This is a genomic window from Vibrio sp. 10N.286.45.E10 (assembly GCF_002874195.2).
Taxonomy (GTDB): Bacteria; Pseudomonadota; Gammaproteobacteria; order Enterobacterales; family Vibrionaceae; genus Vibrio; species Vibrio crassostreae.
On the sequence record NZ_MCWD02000002.1, the window covers coordinates 572296 to 595014 of the forward strand.

Annotated in this window: 17 protein-coding genes; 11 read left to right on the plus strand and 6 right to left on the minus strand. The window is 43.4% G+C overall.

Going from position 1 to position 22719, the window contains the following annotated elements; genetic code table 11:
- Window positions 1-409: 409 nt before the first annotated feature.
- Complete coding sequence (locus BCU34_RS15670) at window positions 410-1327, minus strand: LysR family transcriptional regulator (protein WP_055319193.1); 918 nt, start codon at window positions 1325-1327, stop codon at window positions 410-412.
- 234 nt (window positions 1328-1561) lie between these two features.
- On the opposite strand from BCU34_RS15670, the gene BCU34_RS15675 reads away from it, so the two are divergent.
- From BCU34_RS15675 to BCU34_RS15685, 3 genes are all read left to right on the plus strand, one after another.
- Complete coding sequence (locus BCU34_RS15675) at window positions 1562-3256, plus strand: L-lactate permease (RefSeq protein WP_102478989.1); 1695 nt, start codon at window positions 1562-1564, stop codon at window positions 3254-3256.
- A gap of 258 nt (window positions 3257-3514) precedes the next feature.
- The gene (gene lldD / locus BCU34_RS15680) at window positions 3515-4654 is read left to right on the plus strand and encodes an FMN-dependent L-lactate dehydrogenase LldD (RefSeq protein ID WP_102478988.1); all 1140 of its coding nucleotides are present in this window, start codon (window positions 3515-3517) and stop codon (window positions 4652-4654) included.
- A gap of 429 nt (window positions 4655-5083) precedes the next feature.
- A complete protein-coding gene (locus BCU34_RS15685) occupies window positions 5084-7939 on the plus strand; it encodes an FAD-binding and (Fe-S)-binding domain-containing protein (protein ID WP_102478987.1) in 2856 nt (951 codons plus the stop codon).
- A 78-nt stretch (window positions 7940-8017) separates the two neighbouring features.
- Here BCU34_RS15685 and BCU34_RS15690 read toward each other — a convergent pair whose 3' ends face one another.
- From BCU34_RS15690 to BCU34_RS15700, 3 genes are all read right to left on the minus strand, one after another.
- Entirely contained in the window at window positions 8018-8329 is a 312-nt protein-coding gene (locus tag BCU34_RS15690) for a hypothetical protein (protein WP_102478986.1), read from the minus strand.
- 56 nt (window positions 8330-8385) lie between these two features.
- Window positions 8386-8700: a hypothetical protein gene (locus BCU34_RS15695; RefSeq protein WP_240698052.1), complete on the minus strand. Its 315-nt coding sequence runs from the start codon at window positions 8698-8700 to the stop codon at window positions 8386-8388.
- A 1154-nt stretch (window positions 8701-9854) separates the two neighbouring features.
- The gene (locus tag BCU34_RS15700; RefSeq protein ID WP_133146193.1) at window positions 9855-10193 is read right to left on the minus strand and encodes a hypothetical protein; all 339 of its coding nucleotides are present in this window, start codon (window positions 10191-10193) and stop codon (window positions 9855-9857) included.
- A gap of 351 nt (window positions 10194-10544) precedes the next feature.
- Between BCU34_RS15700 and BCU34_RS15705 the strand changes: the two genes are divergently transcribed.
- The 3 genes from BCU34_RS15705 (at window position 10545) to BCU34_RS15715 (ending at window position 16984) form a co-directional block, all read left to right on the plus strand.
- On the plus strand, window positions 10545-10880 hold the full coding sequence (locus BCU34_RS15705; protein WP_102480546.1) for a hypothetical protein: 336 nt from the start codon (window positions 10545-10547) through the stop codon (window positions 10878-10880).
- A gap of 702 nt (window positions 10881-11582) precedes the next feature.
- A complete protein-coding gene (locus BCU34_RS15710) occupies window positions 11583-16556 on the plus strand; it encodes a toxin C-terminal domain-containing protein (protein ID WP_133148542.1) in 4974 nt (1657 codons plus the stop codon).
- Window positions 16557-16564: 8 nt separating this feature from the next.
- A complete protein-coding gene (locus tag BCU34_RS15715; protein ID WP_102479091.1) occupies window positions 16565-16984 on the plus strand; it encodes a hypothetical protein in 420 nt (139 codons plus the stop codon).
- A 560-nt stretch (window positions 16985-17544) separates the two neighbouring features.
- Here BCU34_RS15715 and BCU34_RS15720 read toward each other — a convergent pair.
- Complete coding sequence (locus BCU34_RS15720) at window positions 17545-17790, minus strand: hypothetical protein (protein WP_017107691.1); 246 nt, start codon at window positions 17788-17790, stop codon at window positions 17545-17547.
- Window positions 17791-17813: 23 nt separating this feature from the next.
- Window positions 17814-18683, minus strand: a complete 870-nt coding sequence (locus BCU34_RS15725; protein ID WP_102479092.1) for an AraC family transcriptional regulator — start codon at window positions 18681-18683, stop codon at window positions 17814-17816.
- A 115-nt stretch (window positions 18684-18798) separates the two neighbouring features.
- Here BCU34_RS15725 and BCU34_RS15730 point away from each other — a divergent pair, with 115 nt between their 5' ends.
- The 5 genes from BCU34_RS15730 (at window position 18799) to BCU34_RS15750 (ending at window position 22658) form a co-directional block, all read left to right on the plus strand.
- Window positions 18799-19947, plus strand: a complete 1149-nt coding sequence (locus BCU34_RS15730) for a PLP-dependent aminotransferase family protein (protein WP_102479093.1) — start codon at window positions 18799-18801, stop codon at window positions 19945-19947.
- A 154-nt stretch (window positions 19948-20101) separates the two neighbouring features.
- The gene (locus BCU34_RS15735; protein WP_102454066.1) at window positions 20102-20437 is read left to right on the plus strand and encodes a 5-carboxymethyl-2-hydroxymuconate Delta-isomerase; all 336 of its coding nucleotides are present in this window, start codon (window positions 20102-20104) and stop codon (window positions 20435-20437) included.
- Between the two features lie 73 nt (window positions 20438-20510).
- A complete protein-coding gene (locus BCU34_RS15740) occupies window positions 20511-20942 on the plus strand; it encodes a GNAT family N-acetyltransferase (protein ID WP_065607892.1) in 432 nt (143 codons plus the stop codon).
- Between the two features lie 267 nt (window positions 20943-21209).
- Window positions 21210-22199 (plus strand): rhodanese-related sulfurtransferase, encoded by a 990-nt coding sequence (locus BCU34_RS15745; RefSeq protein ID WP_017089989.1) that lies wholly within the window; start codon window positions 21210-21212, stop codon window positions 22197-22199.
- A 201-nt stretch (window positions 22200-22400) separates the two neighbouring features.
- Window positions 22401-22658, plus strand: coding sequence for a YdcH family protein (locus BCU34_RS15750; RefSeq protein WP_010432560.1), 258 nt, complete (start codon window positions 22401-22403; stop codon window positions 22656-22658).
- Window positions 22659-22719 lie beyond the last annotated feature (61 nt).

Sequence of the window (22719 nt, forward strand, 5' to 3'; positions counted from 1 at the left end):
AAGTATTAATTAAATATCAGTGAGTTAGATTGAATAATGCGTAAAACAGCAGCTTGAAATCGCTTTCATTTCATCAATAATGGCGGGGTCTATCACGGAAAACAGAGTGTAAAAGTGAGGGAAACATGATGCAGTTTTGATTGGTTTTCATATATATGAAAAACCTCAAAATCTAAGGCAGATTTTGAGGTTTTTTGGTCTTAGTCAAATACCCAGTTATCTAAAATCAAGTATTCGCTAAAGTGAATCTAGGGACTCTATTCCCATATTGAATAGAGTAAATGCATAGATATTAGCAGTGAGATCGACAGCTTTACTCTGCGGCATCCCCCGCAGTTATCATGATCCTTCTTTTATATGCTGTAACGCTATGACTCGACTCATCAAAACATGGCGAAAACTCATAACATTAAAAATAATGTGAAATCGTCAGGTAACGCGCTCTGATGTGTTCGATCAGTAGCTTAATTTTGTTTGGTGGCTGGCGAGTAAAAGGGTACACCGCATAAATGCCCAACTTTTTCCCGACCAAATCAGGGAAAATATCCACCAGCTGACCGTTGCGAATATCGTGATAAACCAGACAGCGCGGCACGTAAGCAACGCCATGTCCACCCAGCGCCGCTTTTCTTAATGCCGTCGCGTTGTCAGTCGAGAAAGAGCCTGAGACACGCACAATGTATTTATCGTTGTCGGTACAGCCATCTTTACTGTGCAGAAACTGCCACTCGCTAGCGCCTGTTGTTTGATAGGCGTATTGCAAGCAATTGTGCTGCACCAAGTCTTTAGGCAGCATTGGCTTGCCGTTTTTAGCAATATAAGATGGCGATGCACACACCACCCATTGTGAATCCAATATATGACGAGCAATTAGGCTGGAATCTTCCAGGTATCCAGTTCTAATCACCAAGTCGAGACCATCCTCTACCAAGTCGACAAAGCGATTGTTCAGAGACATATCGACCGTTAAACCTGGGTGCATATTACAAAACTCGGCAACAGCGTCTGCGAGTATCAAATCTCCGGAGATAGTAGGCACTGACATTTTGATATGACCACTGACATTTTCACCAAAGCCTGAAACTGCGTCCATAGCCTCTTGCGCCGCCTGCTTCACATTTTTGGCGCTATGTAACATTGCCTTACCTGCCTCGGTCAGGGTCAATTTACGCGTAGTTCGATATAATAATTGCACGCCAATTTCTTCCTCTAGGCGTGCAATTCTCTTACTAACTACCGAATTTGTAAGGTTATTTTGTTCTGCCACCTTACTAAAACTACCCAGTTCAACTACCTGTGAAAACAGGATCAAATCGTCTGCTCGCATTTGATTATGCCAATTTTGGAATTAATTATTTTCATTATTTCCCTATATCAATAAAAAATAAAGGGGTAAATTCACGCCAAATTAACAAAACAATTACAAAAACAGTCATTCCAATTACAAGAGTCGCCCAAACAAGGTTCCCGTTTAGAGGCCAAAGCGATTCAAATGACGACAAACCATAACGTGATCTTTACTTCAAACATGAACGTTTGAAAACAGTACGAGGAAGTACCCATGAGTGAAACTCTACTAGCTTTATTGGCCTTTTCGCCAATAGTTGTTGCAGCGATTCTATTGGTTGGCCTGAACTGGCCAGCGAAAAAAGCGATGCCAGTGGCATTTGCACTAACCGTTGCTATTGCCCTATTTGCTTGGGATATGTCTAGCACTCGCGTGTTGGCTTCTGTATTCCAAGGTTTCGGCATAACCGTGTCGGTTCTCTGGATTGTGTTCGGCGCTATCTTCTTATTAAACACTTTGAAACACACCGGAGCTATCACCACTATCCGCAACGGCTTCACGGACATATCCGCTGACCGTCGCGTTCAGGCAATCATCATTGCTTGGTGTTTTGGTTCATTCATTGAGGGCGCATCTGGCTTCGGCACACCTGCAGCTATTGCCGCACCGCTACTGGTTGCTATCGGCTTCCCTGCGCTTGCTGCGGTATTGATGGGCATGATGATCCAATCTACGCCAGTATCATTCGGCGCGGTTGGCACTCCAATTATCGTAGGTGTGAACAAAGGCTTGGATACACACAACATCGGTGAAAGCTTGATTGCTCACGGCTCTACTTGGGATGCTTACCTACAACAAATCACGTCAAGTGTCGCGCTGATTCACGCTTCTGTCGGTGTAATGATGCCTGTGCTGATGGCAATGATGCTGACTCGTTTCTTCGGTAAGAACAAAAGCTGGACTGAAGGTTTAGATATCCTACCGTTCGCACTGTTCGCAGGTGCGGCTTTCACTATTCCTTACGCACTAACGGGTGTCTTCCTAGGTGCTGAATTCCCATCACTGATTGGTGGTCTAGTTGGCTTAGCGATTGTGGTTACGGCGGCAAAACGTGGCTTCCTAGTTCCTAAATCAAAATGGGATTTTGAAAGCGAAGACAAGTGGCCAGCAGAATGGCTAGGTTCGCTGAAAATCGACCTTGACGACAACAACCACAATCATAAGAAGATGAGCATGGCGATGGCATGGGCACCTTACGTGCTGCTAGCTGTAACTCTGGTTGCTAGCCGTGTGAGTCCTGAGTTCAAAGGCCTACTCAAGAGCGTTAGCCTTTCATTCAGCAACATCCTTGGTGAGACAGGCGTCAGCACAGCGATTCAACCTCTGTACCTACCGGGCGGCATCTTAGTCTTCGTCGCGCTGGTTGCGGTTCTGATGCAATCTCGCAGCGCAGCTCCACTGGCTAAAGCCTTTGGTGAGTCGAGCAAGACACTGATTGGTGCAGGCTTTGTGTTGGTGTTCACCATCCCAATGGTACGTATCTTCATTAACTCTGGTGTAAACGGTGCAGATTTGGCAAGTATGCCAGTAACGACGGCAAACTTTGCAGCAGACCTCGTTGGCGGCGCATTCCCAGCATTGAGTGCCACGGTGGGTGCGCTAGGTGCCTTCATTGCAGGTTCGAACACGGTTTCAAACATGATGTTCAGCCAGTTCCAATTCGAAGTAGCGCAAACTCTGACTATCTCTAGTGCGGTGGTTGTTGCTCTTCAAGCCGTTGGTGCAGCAGCAGGTAACATGATTGCGATTCACAACGTGGTAGCCGCTTCAGCAACCGTGGGCTTACTAGGACGCGAAGGCGCAACCCTACGTAAGACAATCATCCCAACGTTCTACTACTTGGTGATGACAGGAATCATCGGCCTAGTGGTTATCTACGGCTTCAAAATGACAGACGCACTTATGTAAACCATAAGTCGTTACAAAAGCACTTGGCGTTAATACTCAATTCCCCGACTGCAACACCGTCTAATAAGACAGTTGATGAGTTTCGGAATGGATACTAAAACACATCAACACCCTCGGGTATTAACGCCATTTTATTGCTTATCTGTTTCACTGTTTCACTGTTTAAGAAACAACCAACGCTTACTTTTTCAAGAATTAAAGCAGCCCAAGCCAAGCTCTCATAGAAGGGCAACATCCCAAGAATTTAGGACTGAAATTATGATCATATCCGCATCGACTGATTACCGCGCCGCAGCAAAAGCGAAATTACCACCGTTTCTTTTCCACTACATTGACGGCGGTTCTTACGGTGAACATACCCTACGCCGCAACACAGCCGATCTTGCAGAGATCGCGCTCAAGCAGCGTGTCCTCAATGACATGTCAGATCTGAATTTGGAAACTGAGCTGTTTGGCGAAAAACTAGCGATGCCGATTGCCTTAGCACCCGTTGGTCTAACAGGCATGTACGCACGACGTGGCGAAGTACAAGCTGCTAAAGCCGCAGACAATAAAGGCATCCCTTTTACCATGTCGACCGTATCGGTATGCCCGATTGAAGAAGTCGCACCTAAAATTGAACGCCCAATGTGGTTCCAACTTTACGTGCTAAAAGATCGCGGCTTCATGAAGAACGTTCTTGAACGTGCAAAAGCAGCGGGCGTGACCACCTTAGTCTTCACGGTTGATATGCCGGTACCCGGCGCGCGCTACCGTGACATGCATTCCGGAATGAGTGGTCCAAACGCCGCTGTTCGTCGTGTATTCCAATCTATGCGTCATCCTAGTTGGGCGGTGGATGTTGGTTTGCTGGGTAAACCACACGACTTAGGAAACATCTCAACTTATCGTGGTTCTCCTACCAAACTGGAAGACTACATCGGTTGGTTAGGTGATAACTTCGACCCATCAATTTCTTGGAAAGACCTAGAGTGGATCCGTGATTTCTGGGACGGCCCGATGGTCATCAAAGGCATTCTTGATGAAGAAGATGCGAAAGACGCCGTGAGATTTGGCGCAGACGGCATTGTGGTTTCAAACCACGGCGGCCGCCAGCTTGATGGTGTGTTATCAAGTGCTAAAGCACTACCCGCAATTGCAGACGCAGTAAAAGGCGACACTAAGATTCTGGTCGACTCTGGCATTCGTACTGGCTTGGATGTGGTTCGAATGATGGCACTGGGCGCAGATTGCACTTTGCTTGGCCGTTCTTTCGTTTACGCATTAGCTGCACAAGGACAAGCAGGTGTTGAAAACCTACTCGACCTGTACGACAAAGAGATGCGTGTTGCGATGACATTAACAGGCGCAAAGACAATCAAAGACTTAACTCGTGAATCTTTGGTGGGGCTAGATTAAGCCTCAACGATTTAGGTTCGAATTCGGACTCATGCTTTGGTCTACTTAGACTGAAGTTCAATCGGTGTCACAGCAATTCCACTGCCGTTGTGACACCGTTTAAGCACTGGAAAATAAAATAAAAAGCTAGGGCGTGTTGATCTTTCGAGCTGATTTTTGCAGCGAGTTGCTGGGTATTTATACAAGGCAGAGGCGTCGATGTGTAGCTAGCCTACATGAGAAGCCGATAACGTAGTAGAAATGGCCAGCAAACGCTGCCCGAAGGGTTCAGCTAAAAGCGTTTTACTCTTTGTTGAGAGGGATTTGCTTAGAGTGACTAGGCTACTTCCCCCTCGCCGCGATTAAAACGCTTTTGACTCGAACAAAATTTAACCACGAAAGATCAACACGCCCTGATCAGTGCCAAATAAGAAGCACAAGGAAGCAAAGATGGAGACAAACACATCCCATGAGCGAGTAATTGACGTTAAAGCTTATCAGCAGCTTGAGGCGATACTGGCTCAAAAAATAGAAACGGAACGCATTGTCACGCAAGAGGCAAAGCGATTGGCTTACGGCACCGATGCGAGTTTTTATCGCTTGGTGCCGAAAATGGTTCTAAGGCTCAAGAACTTAGACGAAGTGATATTCACCATTCAAAGCTGTCGCGAACTCGGTATTCATTTTACCTTTCGCGCCGCAGGCACTAGCCTTTCAGGACAAGCGGTTTCAGACTCGGTACTCATCACACTGACCGACGACTGGCGTGGCCATGAAATTGTCGACAACGGCAATCAGATCATCCTTCAACCGGGTGTGATTGGTGCTGATGCCAACAAATACCTTGCCCCTTTCCAACGTAAAATCGGCCCAGATCCAGCCTCTATCAATACTTGTAAAATCGGTGGTATTGCAGCGAATAACGCCAGTGGCATGTGCTGTGGTACTGCGCAAAACTCTTATCGCACCGTTGAGAGCATGAAAGTCGTACTGAGTGATGGCACCCTGCTTGATACTGCTGATAACGCCAGTGTTGAGGCGTTCAAGCAATCACACAAAGCGCTGTTTGAAGGCATTGTCGAATTACATCAACAGACAGCGTCAAACCAAGAACTGGCCGACAGAATCCGCCACAAGTACCGCCTAAAAAACACCACCGGCTACGCGCTCAATGCTTTGGTCGATTACCACGACCCAATTGAGATCATCAAACACCTGATGATTGGCTCAGAAGGCACGCTCGGCTTCATCGCTGAGATTACCTACAACACGGTGATCGAACATCCGAACAAAGCTTCGGCGCTGCTAGTGTTTGCCGATATCGAGCAAGCAAGTAAAGCCGTGACGACACTATCCAAAACACCAGTTGCTGCGGTGGAATTGATGGATGGCAGAGCACTGTGTTCAGTCGCGGATAAACCGGGTATGCCTGCGTTTATGCCGAGCTTAGATTTAGAAGCAGCGGCGATTTTAGTTGAGTCACACGCCAGCTCCCAGCAGGACTTAGATTTACAATGTAAATCAATTTTGGATGCGTTATCGGAATATACGATTGTTGAATCAGTGCCTTTCACTTCCGATCCAAAGACAGTCGCGACTCTGTGGGGCATTCGCAAAGGTATGTTCCCAGCGGTTGGCGCAGTGCGTGAAGTCGGTACGACCGTTATCATTGAAGACGTGGCTTTCCCTGTCGAAAACCTTGCTAATGGTATTCGAGAGCTGCAAGAGCTGTTCGACAAATACGATTACAGCGAAGCGATTATTTTCGGCCATGCCCTCGAAGGTAACCTGCACTTTGTGTTTACTCAAGGTTTTGACAGCCAAACAGAAATCGATCGCTACGGCGGTTTCATGGACGATGTTGCCGAACTAGTTGCGGTGAAATACCAAGGTTCTCTGAAAGCAGAGCATGGTACTGGTCGTAACATGGCGCCTTATGTGGAGTTGGAATGGGGCAAAGATGGCTACGCCTTGATGCAACAGATCAAAGCGCTGTTTGATCCAGAAAGGTTGCTCAACCCCGGCGTTATTATTAACGACAATCCAAGTTCACACATCACGAATTTGAAGCCAATGCCTGCTGCCGACGACCTTGTCGACCGCTGTATTGAGTGTGGCTTCTGTGAGCCTGTTTGTCCGTCTCGTACCTTAACCCTATCGCCACGCCAACGCATTGTTCTGTACCGCGAGTTACAACGTCGTCGTGCTGCAGGTGAAGAAATAGAAGCAAGCGAACTAGAGAAAACCTTCGAATACCAAGGCATTGATACCTGCGCGGCGACAGGCCTGTGTGCTGAGCGTTGCCCAGTCGGAATCAACACCGGTGATTTGATTAAGAAGCTTCGTATTGCCAAGTACGAGAAATTTACGCCAATCGCTAAGTGGACAGCGGATCATTTCTCGACCACCACTAAACTAACTAAGGCTGGCCTCAAAACCAACCAAGTGGCGAGTAAAGTATTAGGCGCAAATACCGTCGGCAAGCTAACCAACGGCCTGCGCTCAATGACTAAAGGCGCGACACCTGTTTGGATGCCGGAGATGCCGCAATCCAATAGCCACTCGCTAGTCTCATCACCAGTGACGGAAGAAAACTCAAGCAACCATAAGAAGGTGGTTTACCTGCCTTCGTGTGCGAGTCGCACCATGGGACAACAGAGTGATGCGGGCGACCAACGTCCCCTAACTGAAGTGACCATGTCTTTGCTTAACAAAGCCGGATTTGAGGTTATTATTCCGAAGAAGCTAGACGACCAATGTTGTGGTATGCCTTACGACAGCAAAGGGATGACCGATTTAGCCCAATCTAAAGCGCAACAACTCGAAGAAGTGTTATGGCAAGCTAGTCGTCAGGGTGAATACCCAGTCTTAATGGATACCAGCCCATGTGCTAAACGTAGTATTGAACAGTTCACCAAACCGTTAGAGGTATTAGAGCCGACAGGGTTTGTGAACCAATACTTGCTTGAGCACCTGACACTTGAGCCACTGCAAGAAACCGTGATGCTGCATGTGACGTGTAGTTCTCGTCGAATGGGCTTAGAAGGCGCGATGTTGAGCCTTGCTAAAGCCTGTACCGAAGAGGTCATCGTTCCTGAGCATATTCAATGTTGTGGTTGGGCGGGTGATAAAGGTTTTACCACTCCAGAGCTGAATGAAGCGGCGGTACACCCACTCAAAGAACAAGTGCCGAGCAACTGTACTCGTGGATTCAGCAACAGCCGAACCTGTGAGATCGGTTTGTCACATCACAGTGGCATTCCGTATCAGTCAATCTTGTACTTGGTGGACGAAGTGGCGCAATAATTATGTTCAAAATGCAATAACACCAAAGAGGCTAGCCTAGCATAGCCTCTTTTTAACTTTTATCTCCAACCGAAATATTTAGTTTTTCATACTTAGTTTATCAATTGGCTTAAATCCCTTGTTACCACACCAATTATCTAACGGTTCACCAGGAAAAATGTTAGCTGTTTGCTTGTTTGAAGCCATCATAAACATGGACATAGAAAGAAAATGATCAAACTTTTTATCACCTACAACTTTTCTTTGTACTAGATACCAATCCCCCCCGCTCATTTGAAGTGCGAAATCCTCTCCACAATAATATATTTGAGTTATTGTTTGGTTAGCACCGGTAGCAAAAGCTCCAGTTGGGTTGATCGTTATTAATATTAAAAGTAAATATTTTTTCAACTTAAAATCCTATAAATCATTTTAATTGTCCTCTTAGGTATTGTTTCATAGATATACTAATTCTCAGGATCCCACTGATTTACAAGACACACTCCATCTCCATTTTCGCGACCTGATATATATACCGTTCCAGACTTTTTCCCTGCAATCCAACCAGCCAGAACTACAGAAGTTAAAGCTGTATACTCTTGCTTGATTAGCATCCATCCATATGGGCTTCCATTACACTTGGTTGGTAGTCCTGTATCTAACATAATCATTATACCCGCGGTTGTTGCAGTAAGATTTGAAATACTTCCACTCTGATAATTTTCAGCCGCATTCACACTCAATGACATAATGAAAAAAAATAATATCATTGTGATTTTCACCACTTTCCTCCCCCTAAATTCACATTTGTTTTCACAAACCATAACATATTTAATCTCTTCCTAATCACCGACGATTATAAATCGTTTATATTGTGCAAAAGAAACCTGTCCACCCAACATTTATATGACCTCGATTTCAATAAAGGTGTTCTAAAAAATATAGGAAGATAAATATCACCAATTATTAAAATTCAATAACCAATTAGATTAAATAGTCGCTGGGCGATACATTTCACATTGAATTATTAATATGTTAAAAAATAAAAATCTAATTACTGGGATGTACTACTATATAATTAAATTTAGGAAATACCCCCATACAATTACCATCAAGATTAAATGTAACTTTTTTCTGTGCAACCGAAGCTGCCATCAATAGGCTTAAGGTTTCTTTACCATTAACGTCATTTGACTTCCAGCGTATCGACGTCGATGAACATTCATTGCTTCCAACTACCTTATCAACCGAAACATAGCATGTGTTGTCGTGTAAATGACAACCTACTGCATGAATTGTTCTTGGTCCAGTAGTAGCCGCCTGAGAAAATGAACTTAGTGACAAAAGAAACAATATAGCTTTTTTTTTCATTTTTATTTTAAAACCCACAATTATAATTAGTACGGATAGCAAAGAAAGCCAAACTTCTGTATCGCTACCATTGATTAAAATTCAAACCAAACAACAGTATTACCTCCTATCGACAAGAAGGGGATAAAAATCATTGTAAATGACTACATCGTATAGAATGGTAGTTCCAATAATAAAACGTTCATTAGAACCTACTTTGAACAGTCGAATACAGATTTATAATATTGTTTCATTTGTCTGACACAACATAGGAAATCTTACATGTAGGCTCATCAGAAACACGAATCCAGATTGGGTGTTCTATAGTGTGAGCACTCAAAATTAGACTATAGATTGAGTTGTAGTTTCTACTATTCGAATCAAGTTTCAAATAGTTATATTTTCCAGAATCACAATTCAATTTATTTTCTTCTCCAGATGTACCGACAGAAATGCCAGAATCAGTAACAACCAAGCGGGTTACTTTTACATTAGTACAATGAACGCCGTTGCAATCAGAAAAACCATACGGTGAGAAAAAGAACACTAAAAAAAACAATACTACTTTCAATATAAAGCCTCCCTCTTAAGAGCGTGGAATAAAGTCTAATCTTGTTATTTTAGTTTTAGTGTTTCCCCAAACGTTATAACAGCCATTCACCCACCCACTGACTTTTGCTCCAGAGTGCATTGAGGCTAACAAACCTGAATACATCTCTTTGAAGAAAATATTTTCTTTAGGTAACACATAAGTAGATTTAGAGTCACAGTTTTCGCTATGAGTTGTTTCCCCTGAAAAATAGACAAAGATATTCCCGGAATCATGAGCTATGATTTTTGTAATATTTTTGGTTCCAAAATTTGAATTTGCACTAGCTGACAAAGATATCAGACAAATAAAAAATAAAACGATAGACCTACTCACAGATCACCTCTTAATTAGCGACCGAGCTGAAAAATCACTATGAAAATTCTCCACACCAGTCAACAAAAATGACAATAAAGTCAATTAAAAATTCACCTAACGTTAAATCGCTTCTAAAAGATTAGAACCATACGTGCCAATTTAGGTGGCGCAATACTACTTTTTAACCGTAATTTTGTAAACTTTTTTCTTTTTGATGACATTCTATAAAATTTAACTGACATTTACCATTGCATCATGTAGCATACCGCCCGTTTTTTTATGGTAATCATGAAGCAACAATAACAAGTTCTTAAGAATTCTCTTTATCCATTCTGGAGCCCAGAAAATAATATTATTAAAGGAAAGGAAATGAAAAAAACAATGATTTCAGCTGGGTTGGCATTAATAACGTCAATGGCGGCACACTCCGCGACTACTTGGAAGAGCTCCCCTTGGGTTCATATTAAACACCTCTATCCTCACGACAGCGGTTTAATTGTGATAATTGACTATAAAGATGAAAATGTTTCTAGCTGCGACAACGGATCTCGATTTGGCATTTTAATTACTGACAAAAACTACAATGTCAAAGCAAGTGCTCTGATGGCTGCCTTTTCATCACAAAAAAAAGTGTTAATACGTTATGACCCACAACAAACTAAACAATGTGAAGCCAATATCAATCGATTTTTAGTTAGGCATTAAGTAGGCCAACACTGTGCGTAATAAAAGTTACGCCATTTTAGTCTACCTAGTTTTAGGCTCCTCCAGTCTAATAATTTCAACTTTAATCAGCTATTTCGAATAGTCATAAAGGAAATAATACTCTCGTATTAATTAATATCTCCTATGAGAATAATAAAAATAATTATATGTTTACTCCTTGCAGTAACATCATATGCTCGTTCAGCCACGCTTGATGTCTATCTAAAAGATGTAAGCAAAGACAATTATCAGTTCTATGCCAAGGTTATAGAATCGACCGATCGCCCCTTTGTTATGATTCATGGCGAAGTGGCAGTCCCTGTCCCAATTGGGCCTGGGTCTTCAGTACAATCCCGTACTCGATACTTGCGAGTATGGAAAGAAAATAAACATTGGAAAAGTGAACTCTTTACCAATAAAAATAAGACACGTTACAGTGATTTCGTGAAATGGAGTCGCAGTAATAAGCTTCCTAGTAACAGTTATAGTTACGATAAAACTGCCCAGTCAATATCTTTAGCGATGGGGGCTTATAAATTTAATATAAATAACTATAAAACCTCACCTAGGGTTTCTCAGTCTTATCGTGCCGTCACAACTGGTCTTATTAGAGGGTACTTCTCTTATCCATACTCATCATTTTCCCAATCTGACCAGGCGATTAATCTAGAGTCATATGTTACCGACCAAGGTCAAGCTGGTTTGTCTCTATCAGTACCATATGAGAATAAATCGGCACGTCTTTCTTTTGTCAAAAACACCCATCAGATCGAGGGAATTAAAGCTTTAGAAGCTAGCGCTTCCGTCTCGGTGACCAAAAAAGGCAGCTTAACGCAAGTGGACGTTGATCACAGCGATAGACTTGTTTCTTATTTCTTTAATACTCAGACTTGGATTGATCATAATTCTGGGGTCAAAAACCCTAATGGTTCTGGCTGGAAAAAAGCACCGTACCAAGCAGAATACTTATCAGCGATTGGTCAGTGTGAACGCCGAAAAGACGAGTTGGAGCCAACGTGCGCCCCTATTATCACGCTTGATTATGGGCGTGATGCTAACCTAGACGCCTTCCCGTATTTGAGTGGCTGGAGAGACAGTACACAAACCGTCAAACATCATTATAAGAAAATGGGAGGAGTACTCGCGATTATCAACAGTGATAACTTGCCACGCAATAACACTCAATCCCAAAAATCAAATTACACCTACTCATTAAATAGCAAGGGACAACCAACTTCTGTTCGAGAAGAAAGTACTTTTGATCCATTAGCTCGTGTCCGCACAGTAACCAGTTATCTTACTCACGGTGCATACGCAGGCTTGGCTAATAACATTACCCGTTTTGGTATGTTAGATAACGTCGAGTATCGTCTCTCCAACACAGCCACAGAATGGCATTTAACCTCCTCAGGCCATGCTCAAAAATCAAGAGTTGTTGAATCCGTTTACGCTGAAGATGGCTCTCTCAGTCAAGAGGTAACAACAGAAAACGACTATGACGACAAAGATCGTTTAGAAAAGCGTTTAACGGTAACAAATAACGGCGAAGGCCAACAAATAGAAGAGGAAGTTCAATACCAGTATGCGAATGACTACCTAGTAGGGAAAATTGAAAAACGATCTATTGTTAGCCCAGCCTACGAAAATGGCGTCAGTGATCTACTGGTCAAAGAGTTCGAATATGAGTATGACAATGACAAGCTCATTGAGCAGCTGACACGTCAGGGGCGCTACGAAACACGGGATCACGTAATACAAGATAGCCAAGACCGAGTTATCTCGAGACGCCGAACGGTTAACGGAAAGCGTGTACTCGATGAAAAAATTGTTTATCAAGGCGACGATGTAATTCAGCGCTGTGAAAACAACCATTGTATTGATTACCAGTACCAAACAACAAGCGAGGGGCGTCTAGAAAAATCACTCATTAATGGCATCATTTACGATGAAACCCAATATGATGATCAACATCGTATTACGAGTAAAACCGTACGAGGTATTACCAAAAAATCCCAGTATTACCCAATTAATGAAGTACCAGCGCGACTTCAGGAATGGGTAGGCGTTTGTCCTACTGATACCACGTTTGTCACCTATTACTCATTGCCGGAATCAGTGACTTGTACCACCACTCGTGGTGAATTCAATGTTAGAAAAGGGTTGAATGATCGATTCATTATCACAGGTGAAACTAGAGATAATGACAACGCGAACCTAATCACTCTTCCTCATTTTGAAGGTGAAACCGCTGTCATACACACTGTTACTGGGGATCTTGATAGACAAAATATCGAGCACGAGGTTAATGGGCAGCTCAAAAAGCGTTCAGACATTTCAAAGAATCTGACCGAAACTTATGATCAATGGGGCAATGCAGTACGTCGCTACTACGACATCACAGGCCTTTTATACCGAGTAGAGGACCACTTAGGCAACGAAGTCACCTTCACTTATAACACCGATGGTAAAATAACGTCGTCTGAACTGAACGGAAACTCAGCCACCAGAATCATACACAAGTATGACGAACGTGGTCTTAGAACCGATACTATCGATCCAACGCGTGGACATTGGCAGTACCATTACAACGTCAACAAGCAATTGGAATGGCAGCAAGACGCCAATGGGGATCGTTCTGTGTTCAGTTACGATCAATTGAATCGTATCACTCGATTGAACACCGCCAATTCAACCATCTGTTATCAATATCCAACAGAACTACCATTAGCTGAACCAAGCCAAGTCATTCAAGTGGCGGGCAACCAAGATGAATGTGTCGGCCACCCTGTTCAATACCGAGAAGACAACACCTATCAATGGCCTAACGGTTGGCTGAAACAGCGTGATATAACACTAGAGGATGGGAAAACACAAAGCACTTACTACGATTACGATCTTAATGGTCAGGTCATCAAAGAGTCCACATCATCTCGATTGGGTAACAGTTTTGCTATCGAAACCGCCTTTAAGAATGGCGCGGCGTATAAATGGAGTAACGCTGAAACAGGCCGAGTATACAAAGAGATCTTGTCAGAAGATGCACAACAAAGACCGACTCACGTAAGATTTGGTAACGGCATAGAGGAGTTTTACCAATATGACCGTATATCAGGCCAAGTCACGCAGCAATCTGCGGCACGAAATGGTTTATTGGTTTATCAATTCGATTATCAATATGATCTCGACGATAGGTTGACTCGCAGGCTCCGTCATTTTTACTATAAAAATCGCAGCGAGACTTCATTTGAGGATGAATATGGGTATGACGATAATGGACGTTTAGCTTCACATGAAATAAAGCAATTTTGTATCAATGGCGTATGCCAAAATATTGATGCAGGTAACTATATTTCAGCTGTCGCAGAGTACGAATACGACCAATATGGCAACATTACTTACAAAAAGGGGGTTGGCCAATATTACTACGAATCAGACGATCCGTTCAAGTTAACGCGCCTTGAAGAAGAAAACGGTGAAAATCGCGATTTTAGTTATGACTTAAACGGTAACTTACTATCCGATGGTGTCCGAGAGTTCGAATATCAAAGCAACCGCTTGGTGCATGTAGCTCGCTATGATTCGCAAGACAACAACATTGTCGAACGTGATGAAACGCGCTTTACTTATGGCCCCGATGGGCAACAAATAGTCCGCACAGACAAGCGCTTTGACATTGCAACATTGGAGTGGGCGACAACAAAAACGCTATCAACGGGGGCGTACAGTTATACCCAAAAAGATGGGGAATCTAGCGCACAAGAAAGTTTTGGTGGCAATGGTTTTTCGGTAAGTTGCAACGAGTCACTGTGCGGCACGGCCTACTCTCATACTGATCGCTTAGGCCAACGAATTATGGTCACAGGTTCTGAAGGTGATATCACCTCTCAAACCTTTACAGACCCGTTTGGTGCCACGCACAACATATTATTACCTGAAATGGATGACGCTTTTGCCGTGTCAACTGCCTACAGTTCAATGTTCGGACATGTGGGCGTGGCAGGCTTTGACCTTATCCATATGAAAGGAAGAGTCTATGACCCATACCTTGCTAGGTTCATTCAAGCCGACCCATTTGTAAAAGGGCAAGAGTTTGTTCCTAATTACAACCGCTACAGTTTTAAGCAAAATGACCCGCTGAATATCTTAGACCCTAGTGGTTATTGGAGCCTAAAAAAGAAGTGGAAAAAAATTAGAAATAAAGTCAAAAAAGTCGTCAAACGAGCGGAAAGCAAAATAAGGAATGAAGCAAAGCGCGTAGAGAGTAAAGTTCGAAATGAAGCCAAACGTGCCGAAAGCCGAATTAGAAAAGAAGCGAAAAGAGTAGAAAGCCAAATACGAAATGAAGCCAAACGAGCGGAAAGCAACGTTCGTAATGAAGTAAAGCGCGTTGAAAGTCGAGTCCGGAACGAAGCAAAACGGATAGAAAGTCAAATACGTCACGAAAGTAAACGTTTTGAAAGACGAATACGCCATGAAGTAGGGCGCTGGGAATCAGATGTTCGTCATGGTGTCAAAATCGTTGGCATGATGATCAAAGAGAACCCTGAAATGGTGCTGGCCATGCTAGCGGCAGCCTGGGTTGTTGGGCCAGCGGCACTCGCTTATTTCAATGGGTTAATTGGAGAAGGAATTCTCGCAGCGATGGCCGCAGGGGCAACTACTGGTGGAGCTACTCACCTCATAGCCAACAAAGGAAGCCTAAAAGGTATCGAAAAGTCGATATTAATGGGGGCTGTGGGTGGCGGTATTGCTTACGGTAGCGCCCATATCATAATGGAAAGTCAAGTTATGGTTGACTTACTGGGTAACGACACTCTGCTGCAAAGTGTCGCTAACATTGGGTTAAAAAGTGCTGCGTATGCGGGTGCCGATAACCTGATTTACGGCCGAGACTTTTCTGATGCTTTATTAGCCAACATATTAACCACCGCTGCTAATAGCCAAATTGGTCAGCACATGTCGGATTTCAGCACCACCCTTCAGAGCTTTGTTGCGGCTGTAGCAGGTGGTATTATTACCACTGAAATCTATGGTGGTGATTTTGCAACAAATGCGGCTTCAGGGTTTATCCGTTCCTATATTGATTACACCAGTAATGAGTTAGGCGGTAACCTATTCGACGGTGATATCGTCGAAGCTTTAGAACTGACCATGGATTTCATTCCGGTTGTCAGTAATCTTAAAGCAGCGTACGAAAGTACGATGGGCACCACGATTTTTAGTCATAATGAGATATCGCGGGGGGAACGTGGGCTAATTGCGGCGGCGATTTTCCTTGGACCTGCAGCGAAAGTGGCAATTCGTGGCGGTAAGATCGCACAGGCCACATTACGCCATAGTGACGACGCAGCAGACCTGCTGACATCCAGCTCGAGTGTGTCCGGTGTTGCCAACAGACTAGCCAAGCCTGGTGAAGTCTTCTACAAAACAACAAAAGAAGCTACGGAAGCTGCTAATAAGCTTGGTTTTGAGAAAACAAAATTTAAAACTCACAATGAAACAGTTTTTTATAATAAAAAGAAAAAGCTTTATATGTCTCGAGATGTAGGTAGTGGCGATGGTAGCGGGGCACATAATGGTGGTGTTTGGAAAATGGCAAAATCTGTTAAGGATTTAGGCAGCAAAAAGACACGCTTAGGTACTTATGATGCAGACTTAAATAAAATCGGAGATTAAGAAAGACAATGGTTATTAAGGATTTAATATGTAGATTGAATGAGTTGGATAATGAATTATGCATGATGGCAAGAGTCGGTTCAGTATCAAATAGTGCTTTGTTCGTTGACTTATTTGGAAATAGCAATGGTCTTCCTGTCATACATTTGTCCGACGAAATGCCCTTACCATCAGTCAAAAAATGTGCAATATTGTCAAAAGAGCTAGAGATATGGATTGACGAAAGTACTAACCATCAAGCTGAGTCCAATATTTATCTAGTGAACACATATGATTATGACGATGGAAGTTATGATTTTAGGTATTTTAAGTTAGTAAATATTAGTCAAGATAATGACCAAGTCTTTTTAATCGGAGATGAACAGGACTGTGAGGTTTTAAGAGAGCACTTCGATGCATTTGATGAAAATATATTAGATCCGAATTGAGTAATACCAAAGCCCTTCGGGGCTTTTTAACTTGCAACTTGTTGGATCACCGCAGCTAAAATTTCCATCTCAAACTCGAGATGCTTTGCTTATCCATAACGAAAAAGGTTGCCTCGTTGGCAACCTTTTGTGGTTTTGGTTAAAGCTCCCTCATGATGATTTGACAATATATGTCGTTTTCTGGGCAAAAACTTAACGAATTGTTCATTTCGTTATTGAGTTCTTGAGCGTGACTGGTAGAGGCCAACATCAGTTGTATCAGTGCGGCCAAAATGGTTGTTTTCTTCATTACTATTTTTCCTCAATGTATAGTGAAACAGTGAGCGTTCAATTTTAAGCATATTAAAAGCTGGCTCACTCCGAAAAACCATACTATTCAGAACTTTAAATAAGAATGCCCTTTTCTTAAAAAAGGCGATGGAAGACTCAAAGCCGCATGTACTTTCTCTGAATAATGACTACCAGTCCGAATCAAGCTGAGTTTAGTGATAAGCAATATTACTGATTTTCAATATGTTACAATACACTTTGTTTAAACGAGACCATACTCATCGCAATGGTTACGCACCAATGAATGTCGCTAACTCTTGCGCAGAATAGTGCTCAGCCTCTTGACCTCTGCAGATCAAGTCAATCACTTGAAACTCGCTCATATCACCAAATTCCTTGATCAAGTAATCACGAAACGCTTTTTCGTTCGGCCATTTTCCTCGCACAATATAACCCTCTTCTTTGTCGAAATCTTCCGTCTCAAAGAAAGAAAAATCAGTCATACCAATGTTGTGGCAATACAAAACGAGATACATGTTTACTCCTCAAAATGGGTGGATTAATAAAAACTTACCGGAAGATAGAAATCGAGTTCGAACACTTCATCACTATTTAAGAAATGATTCTGATGATAATGCACATAGGCTGGTGTTGAACGCTGCTTAAAACCTGATGTAGGTAACCATTTTTCTAATACCATACTGATCTGTGGTAGCAGCTCACCATAGCGGCCATTCAGTCGAAATACCGCATGTAAACCACCCGGAATCACCATCTGGTTCACGACACTGCGATACTTAATCGGCTCATCAATCGCGATACACGCCACATAGCGACACTGATCCATTTCAACCCAAGCAGGGTTTGAGTGATGCAAACCAAATTGGCTCGAAAAGTCGCGCTGTTCTGAGTTCGCCCACGCTTTCAATATCAGCCACGCGTTGCGAATGGAACGGTTATAGCCCGTGTGTCGAACATAAGCCGCCATGCGCTCCGGTGTTTCAACGATCTTCGGTTCAGGTAACACTCGCTGCGCCACGTTCAAATAACCCGCCGCTACTTCGGGATCTTTCAAATAGGGTTTTTCTGCTATCTGTAAGTCGTGTTTACGCCATTCTCCCGGTGACATGTTAAAGGTCGCTTTGAATGCTCGGCCAAATGAAGACACCGAACTAAAGCCACATTTACTGGCAATCTCTACCACTGACGACGTGGTATCGAACATCAATTGATTGGCTGCATACTCCATTCGAGTGCGTCGAATGTACTGATGTAGCGACTCCCCAACCACGCTTTTAAAGGTGCGGTGGAAGTGTTGTTCTGAATAAGCCGCAATCTCGGAGAGCGCTTTTGCCGACAAAGGCTGACTAATGTCTTGGTGAATATGGAACAAAACATCATTGATTCGGGATATGTGTTGTCGTGACATCGTTTAAATAGCATAAATGGACATGTTTAAGAGCATAAACGGACACGCCAGTTTTTACAATTGCCGTGTAATATCAAGCGATAGAATAAAAACGATAAACGACGAGACACAACACATGGAAATCGCACAGTCATTACAACAGATTCAATCTTCATACATTCGAGAGATCCTCGCAGCCGCAAGCGATCCTAATGTTATTTCGTTGGCCGGTGGTTTACCCGATGCGAAAACATTCCCTATCGATTTAATGAAGCCTACGCTAGAAAACCTAGCGAACATGCCTGAAGTTTTCCAATACGGTTCGACCGCCGGTTATGGCCCGTTGCTTGATCACCTAACACAAAGCTACCAATTGCCAGAATCTCACACGGCAATGATCTGTACAGGTTCTCAGCAAGGTTTGGATTTGATTGCGCGTGCGTATGTTGACCCGGGTGATGTAGTTGTGATGGAAGCGCCAAGCTACCTAGGTGCGATGCAGGTGTTTGGCCTAGTTCAAGCAAACATCGCTACCGTGTCTCAAACTGAATTTGGCCCGAATCTGGATGAGCTGGAAACGTGCTTTGCACAGCAAGCGCCAAAAATGTTCTATGCCGTGCCTGATTTCCACAACCCAACCGGTGTGTGCTGGGCAACGGAAACTCGTCAAAAAGTGGCTGAACTGTGTATTAAATACAACGTTGCATTCATTGAAGATGCGCCATACCGCGAGCTGCGCTTTACCGGCACTGAACTGCCAATGGTTTCTTCGTTCTGCCCTGACAACTCTATCGTTCTTCGTTCATTCTCTAAGATTGCATCGCCAGGTTTACGCATTGGCGCAGTAACCGGCAAACGCAGCTACCTTGAGCCACTGATCAAAGTGAAGCAAGGGGCAGATTTACACTCAAGTGTGCCCATGCAAGCGCTGCTTGTTGGTCTTCTAAAACATGAAGACTTCAACGTACATATGGAAAACATTCGCACACTGTACAAGTCTCGTTATGAGGTGCTGTTCTCAGAACTAGAAAAACAACTGCCTGCAGATTGTGTGTTAAAAGCCGTAGATGGCGGGATGTTCATTTGGGTTGAGATCCCAGAGTGCGATACCTTCGAATTAGCTAAGACTTTGCTATCGAATGGCGTCGCGGTAGTACCAAGCCCAGTATTCTATCCAAAGGCCGATGAAGCAAAAGCCGCACTGCGCCTAAACTTCACTAACGCCAACCCAGAAGAATTAACAGAAGCGGTGAAACGCTTAGCGGAAGTACTTAACCAAGCGTAATCGCTGACGATACTGACCGCTTTGGTGATAGCCTGATCGGCTTATTGCCGAGAAAGCCGCAACGAATTAGCATTAAGGGCCAATGTCATTCTCAACAAGAGAGTCACATTGGCCTTAATTTTAGGTCGCTATAAAACACAGAAAGGACTTCACTTTGCCTCATTGTATTATCGAACACTCATCCACTATTGATGGTCAGCAAATCAATCAGAAAGTGTTTCTCGGCGCGATGGAATCTCAGTTGTTCTCACCAACAGGAGAAGACATCAAAGTACGCAGCCTTGCCTACCAGCATTACCAAACTGGTGAAGTAAAAGAAGACTTCGTGCATGTCTCTGTGCGTATTTTGTCTGGGCGTAACGAAAGCATTAAAACGATGCTCTCCAGGTCCATTTTGGATCAATTACTGACTCTTCCACTATCCAATGCTTCGCTGACCGTAGAGATCATTGATATAGAGGCAAGTAGCTATTCAAAAGCCTTAGTTTAAAGGCAAGTCACAAACGAACAGCCCCTCAAATAGAGTGTTTTCAAAGCATTAGTTAGACAGCATGGAGCAATAAATGGAAGTGGTGATTGGTAACAACCCTGAATTGATAATGAAAGCACAATCCATTCGTCATCAAGTCTTCGTTGTTGAACAAGGCATACCGCACATATTGGATCTTGATGGGCTCGATCCTGTCTCACATCATGCACTCATCACCGATGAAGATAATTTAGTCGCTACTGCACGCTTGCACATTGATGAATCAGGACACTCAACTATGGCGCGTGTTGCTGTTCTACAGCCTTATCGAGGATCTGGTATCGCATCTGAAATTGTCATGGCACTTCTAAAACATGCCTCTGAACATGGTGCTAAAGTAATTGAAATCCACGCCCATCAATACCTAAAGAATTACTATGAAAAGTTTGGCTTTGAGTTCATTCGTGAAGTAGAAATCGTCGGGGAACACCAGCTCATTGAAATGAGATACAACATAAGTTCGTAGCCAAATATTCAATAAACAACAAGATATCACTACTTATCCGAGCTAAAACTGCTTATCAGATAACTACCATTTCCACACACCTAAAACCATACTAATAACAATGATAAATAGCCCTACTTTTGGTTGGTTTTTGTCCTTCCTTGGCTTGGTTATACTGCGGCGGATTTTAATAAGCCAATATGGGCAAACCTGAGTAAATCAAACTCAGTATGTATCATAAAAGGCAACGCTCTGGATTTACGTTCCAGCTCGCAGAAAGGAAAAACCATGTCTCAATATGTTGTATGTGCTCTGTATAAATTCGTAGCACTTGATGATTACCAAGAAATTCGCCAGCCACTCACTGACGTGTTAGAAGCCAACCAAATCCGCGGTACTTTGCTACTTGCGAGTGAAGGTATCAACGGCACCGTTGCAGGTAAGCGCGAATCTATCGACGCTCTTCTTCAATGGTTCAAACAAGATTCTCGTTTGGCTGATGTTGTTTACAAAGAGTCGTTCAACGAAGAACAACCATTCAACCGTACCAAGGTTAAGCTTAAGAAAGAGATCGTAACCATGGGCGTTGAGGGTATAGACCCACGCCACGTTGTCGGCACTTACGTGAAACCAAACGAATGGAACGCTTTGATTTCTGATCCTGATGTGATTCTGGTTGATACTCGTAACGACTACGAAGTCGATATCGGTACATTCAAAAATGCTGTAAACCCAAACACAGAAACCTTCCGTGAATTCCCTCAATACGTTGAAGAAAATCTCGATCCTAAGAAACACAAAAAAGTCGCGATGTTCTGTACTGGCGGTATTCGTTGCGAAAAATCAACGGCCTACATGAAAGAGCAAGGCTTTGATGAGGTTTACCACCTTGAAGGCGGCATTCTTAAGTACCTAGAAGAAGTACCAGAAGAAGAGAGCATGTGGGAAGGCGACTGCTACGTATTTGATGGTCGTGTTGCAGTTAACCACCAGCTAGAGAAGAGCGGTTACGATGTGTGTAACGCGTGTCGTCTGCCAATCACTGACGAAGACAAAGCCTCTGAACACTTCGAGAAAGGCGTAAGCTGCCCTAAGTGTATTGATAAGCACAGCGACGAGCAGAAAGCCCGTTTCCGCGAACGTGAAAAGCAAGTTCAACTGTCGAATGCTCGTGGCGAAACCCACGTAGGTGGCGAAGCCGCTCACCTTATCGATCAACGTAAGAAAGAAAAGCTAGCACACAAAGAGCAGCAACGCTCTGGTAAGAAAGCGAAGTAAGCTTTCTGCTCTCAACACACATAGTTCTAAACATGTAACGATAAATAGTTAGCTATATACATACAAAAGGGCGCAAGTTCGAAGATGATTCCTCGAGTTTGAGCCCTTTTTTGATCGCTTTACGGCTTTGTGTTTTGAACCACATTTCTTTCGATAAATTGCTTCTATACTGTTAATAATCCGACTAGAGAGGAAGTGCCAATGCTCAATGAAAACCATGCCTTTATCTTAGATTTCCCAGATCTTAAATTAGACATTGTTCAGCTCAACCACGACGACGAAAAATTCAAAGCAGACATGCAGAAATACCACCAACTCGACTACGACATCCGTCAGCTAGAAATCTCTGGCAGCCCTATCGATGACGACAGCATGCACAATCTCAAAGTTGAACGCATGGCGCTAAAAGACTCGCTACACAAACAGCTCACGCGCCACCACGCACTTAAGATCGTATAACAAATAAGGATTAAGGTGTTGCGCAGCCAACACTAAATCCCGAGTGTTGAACAAGCCCGAA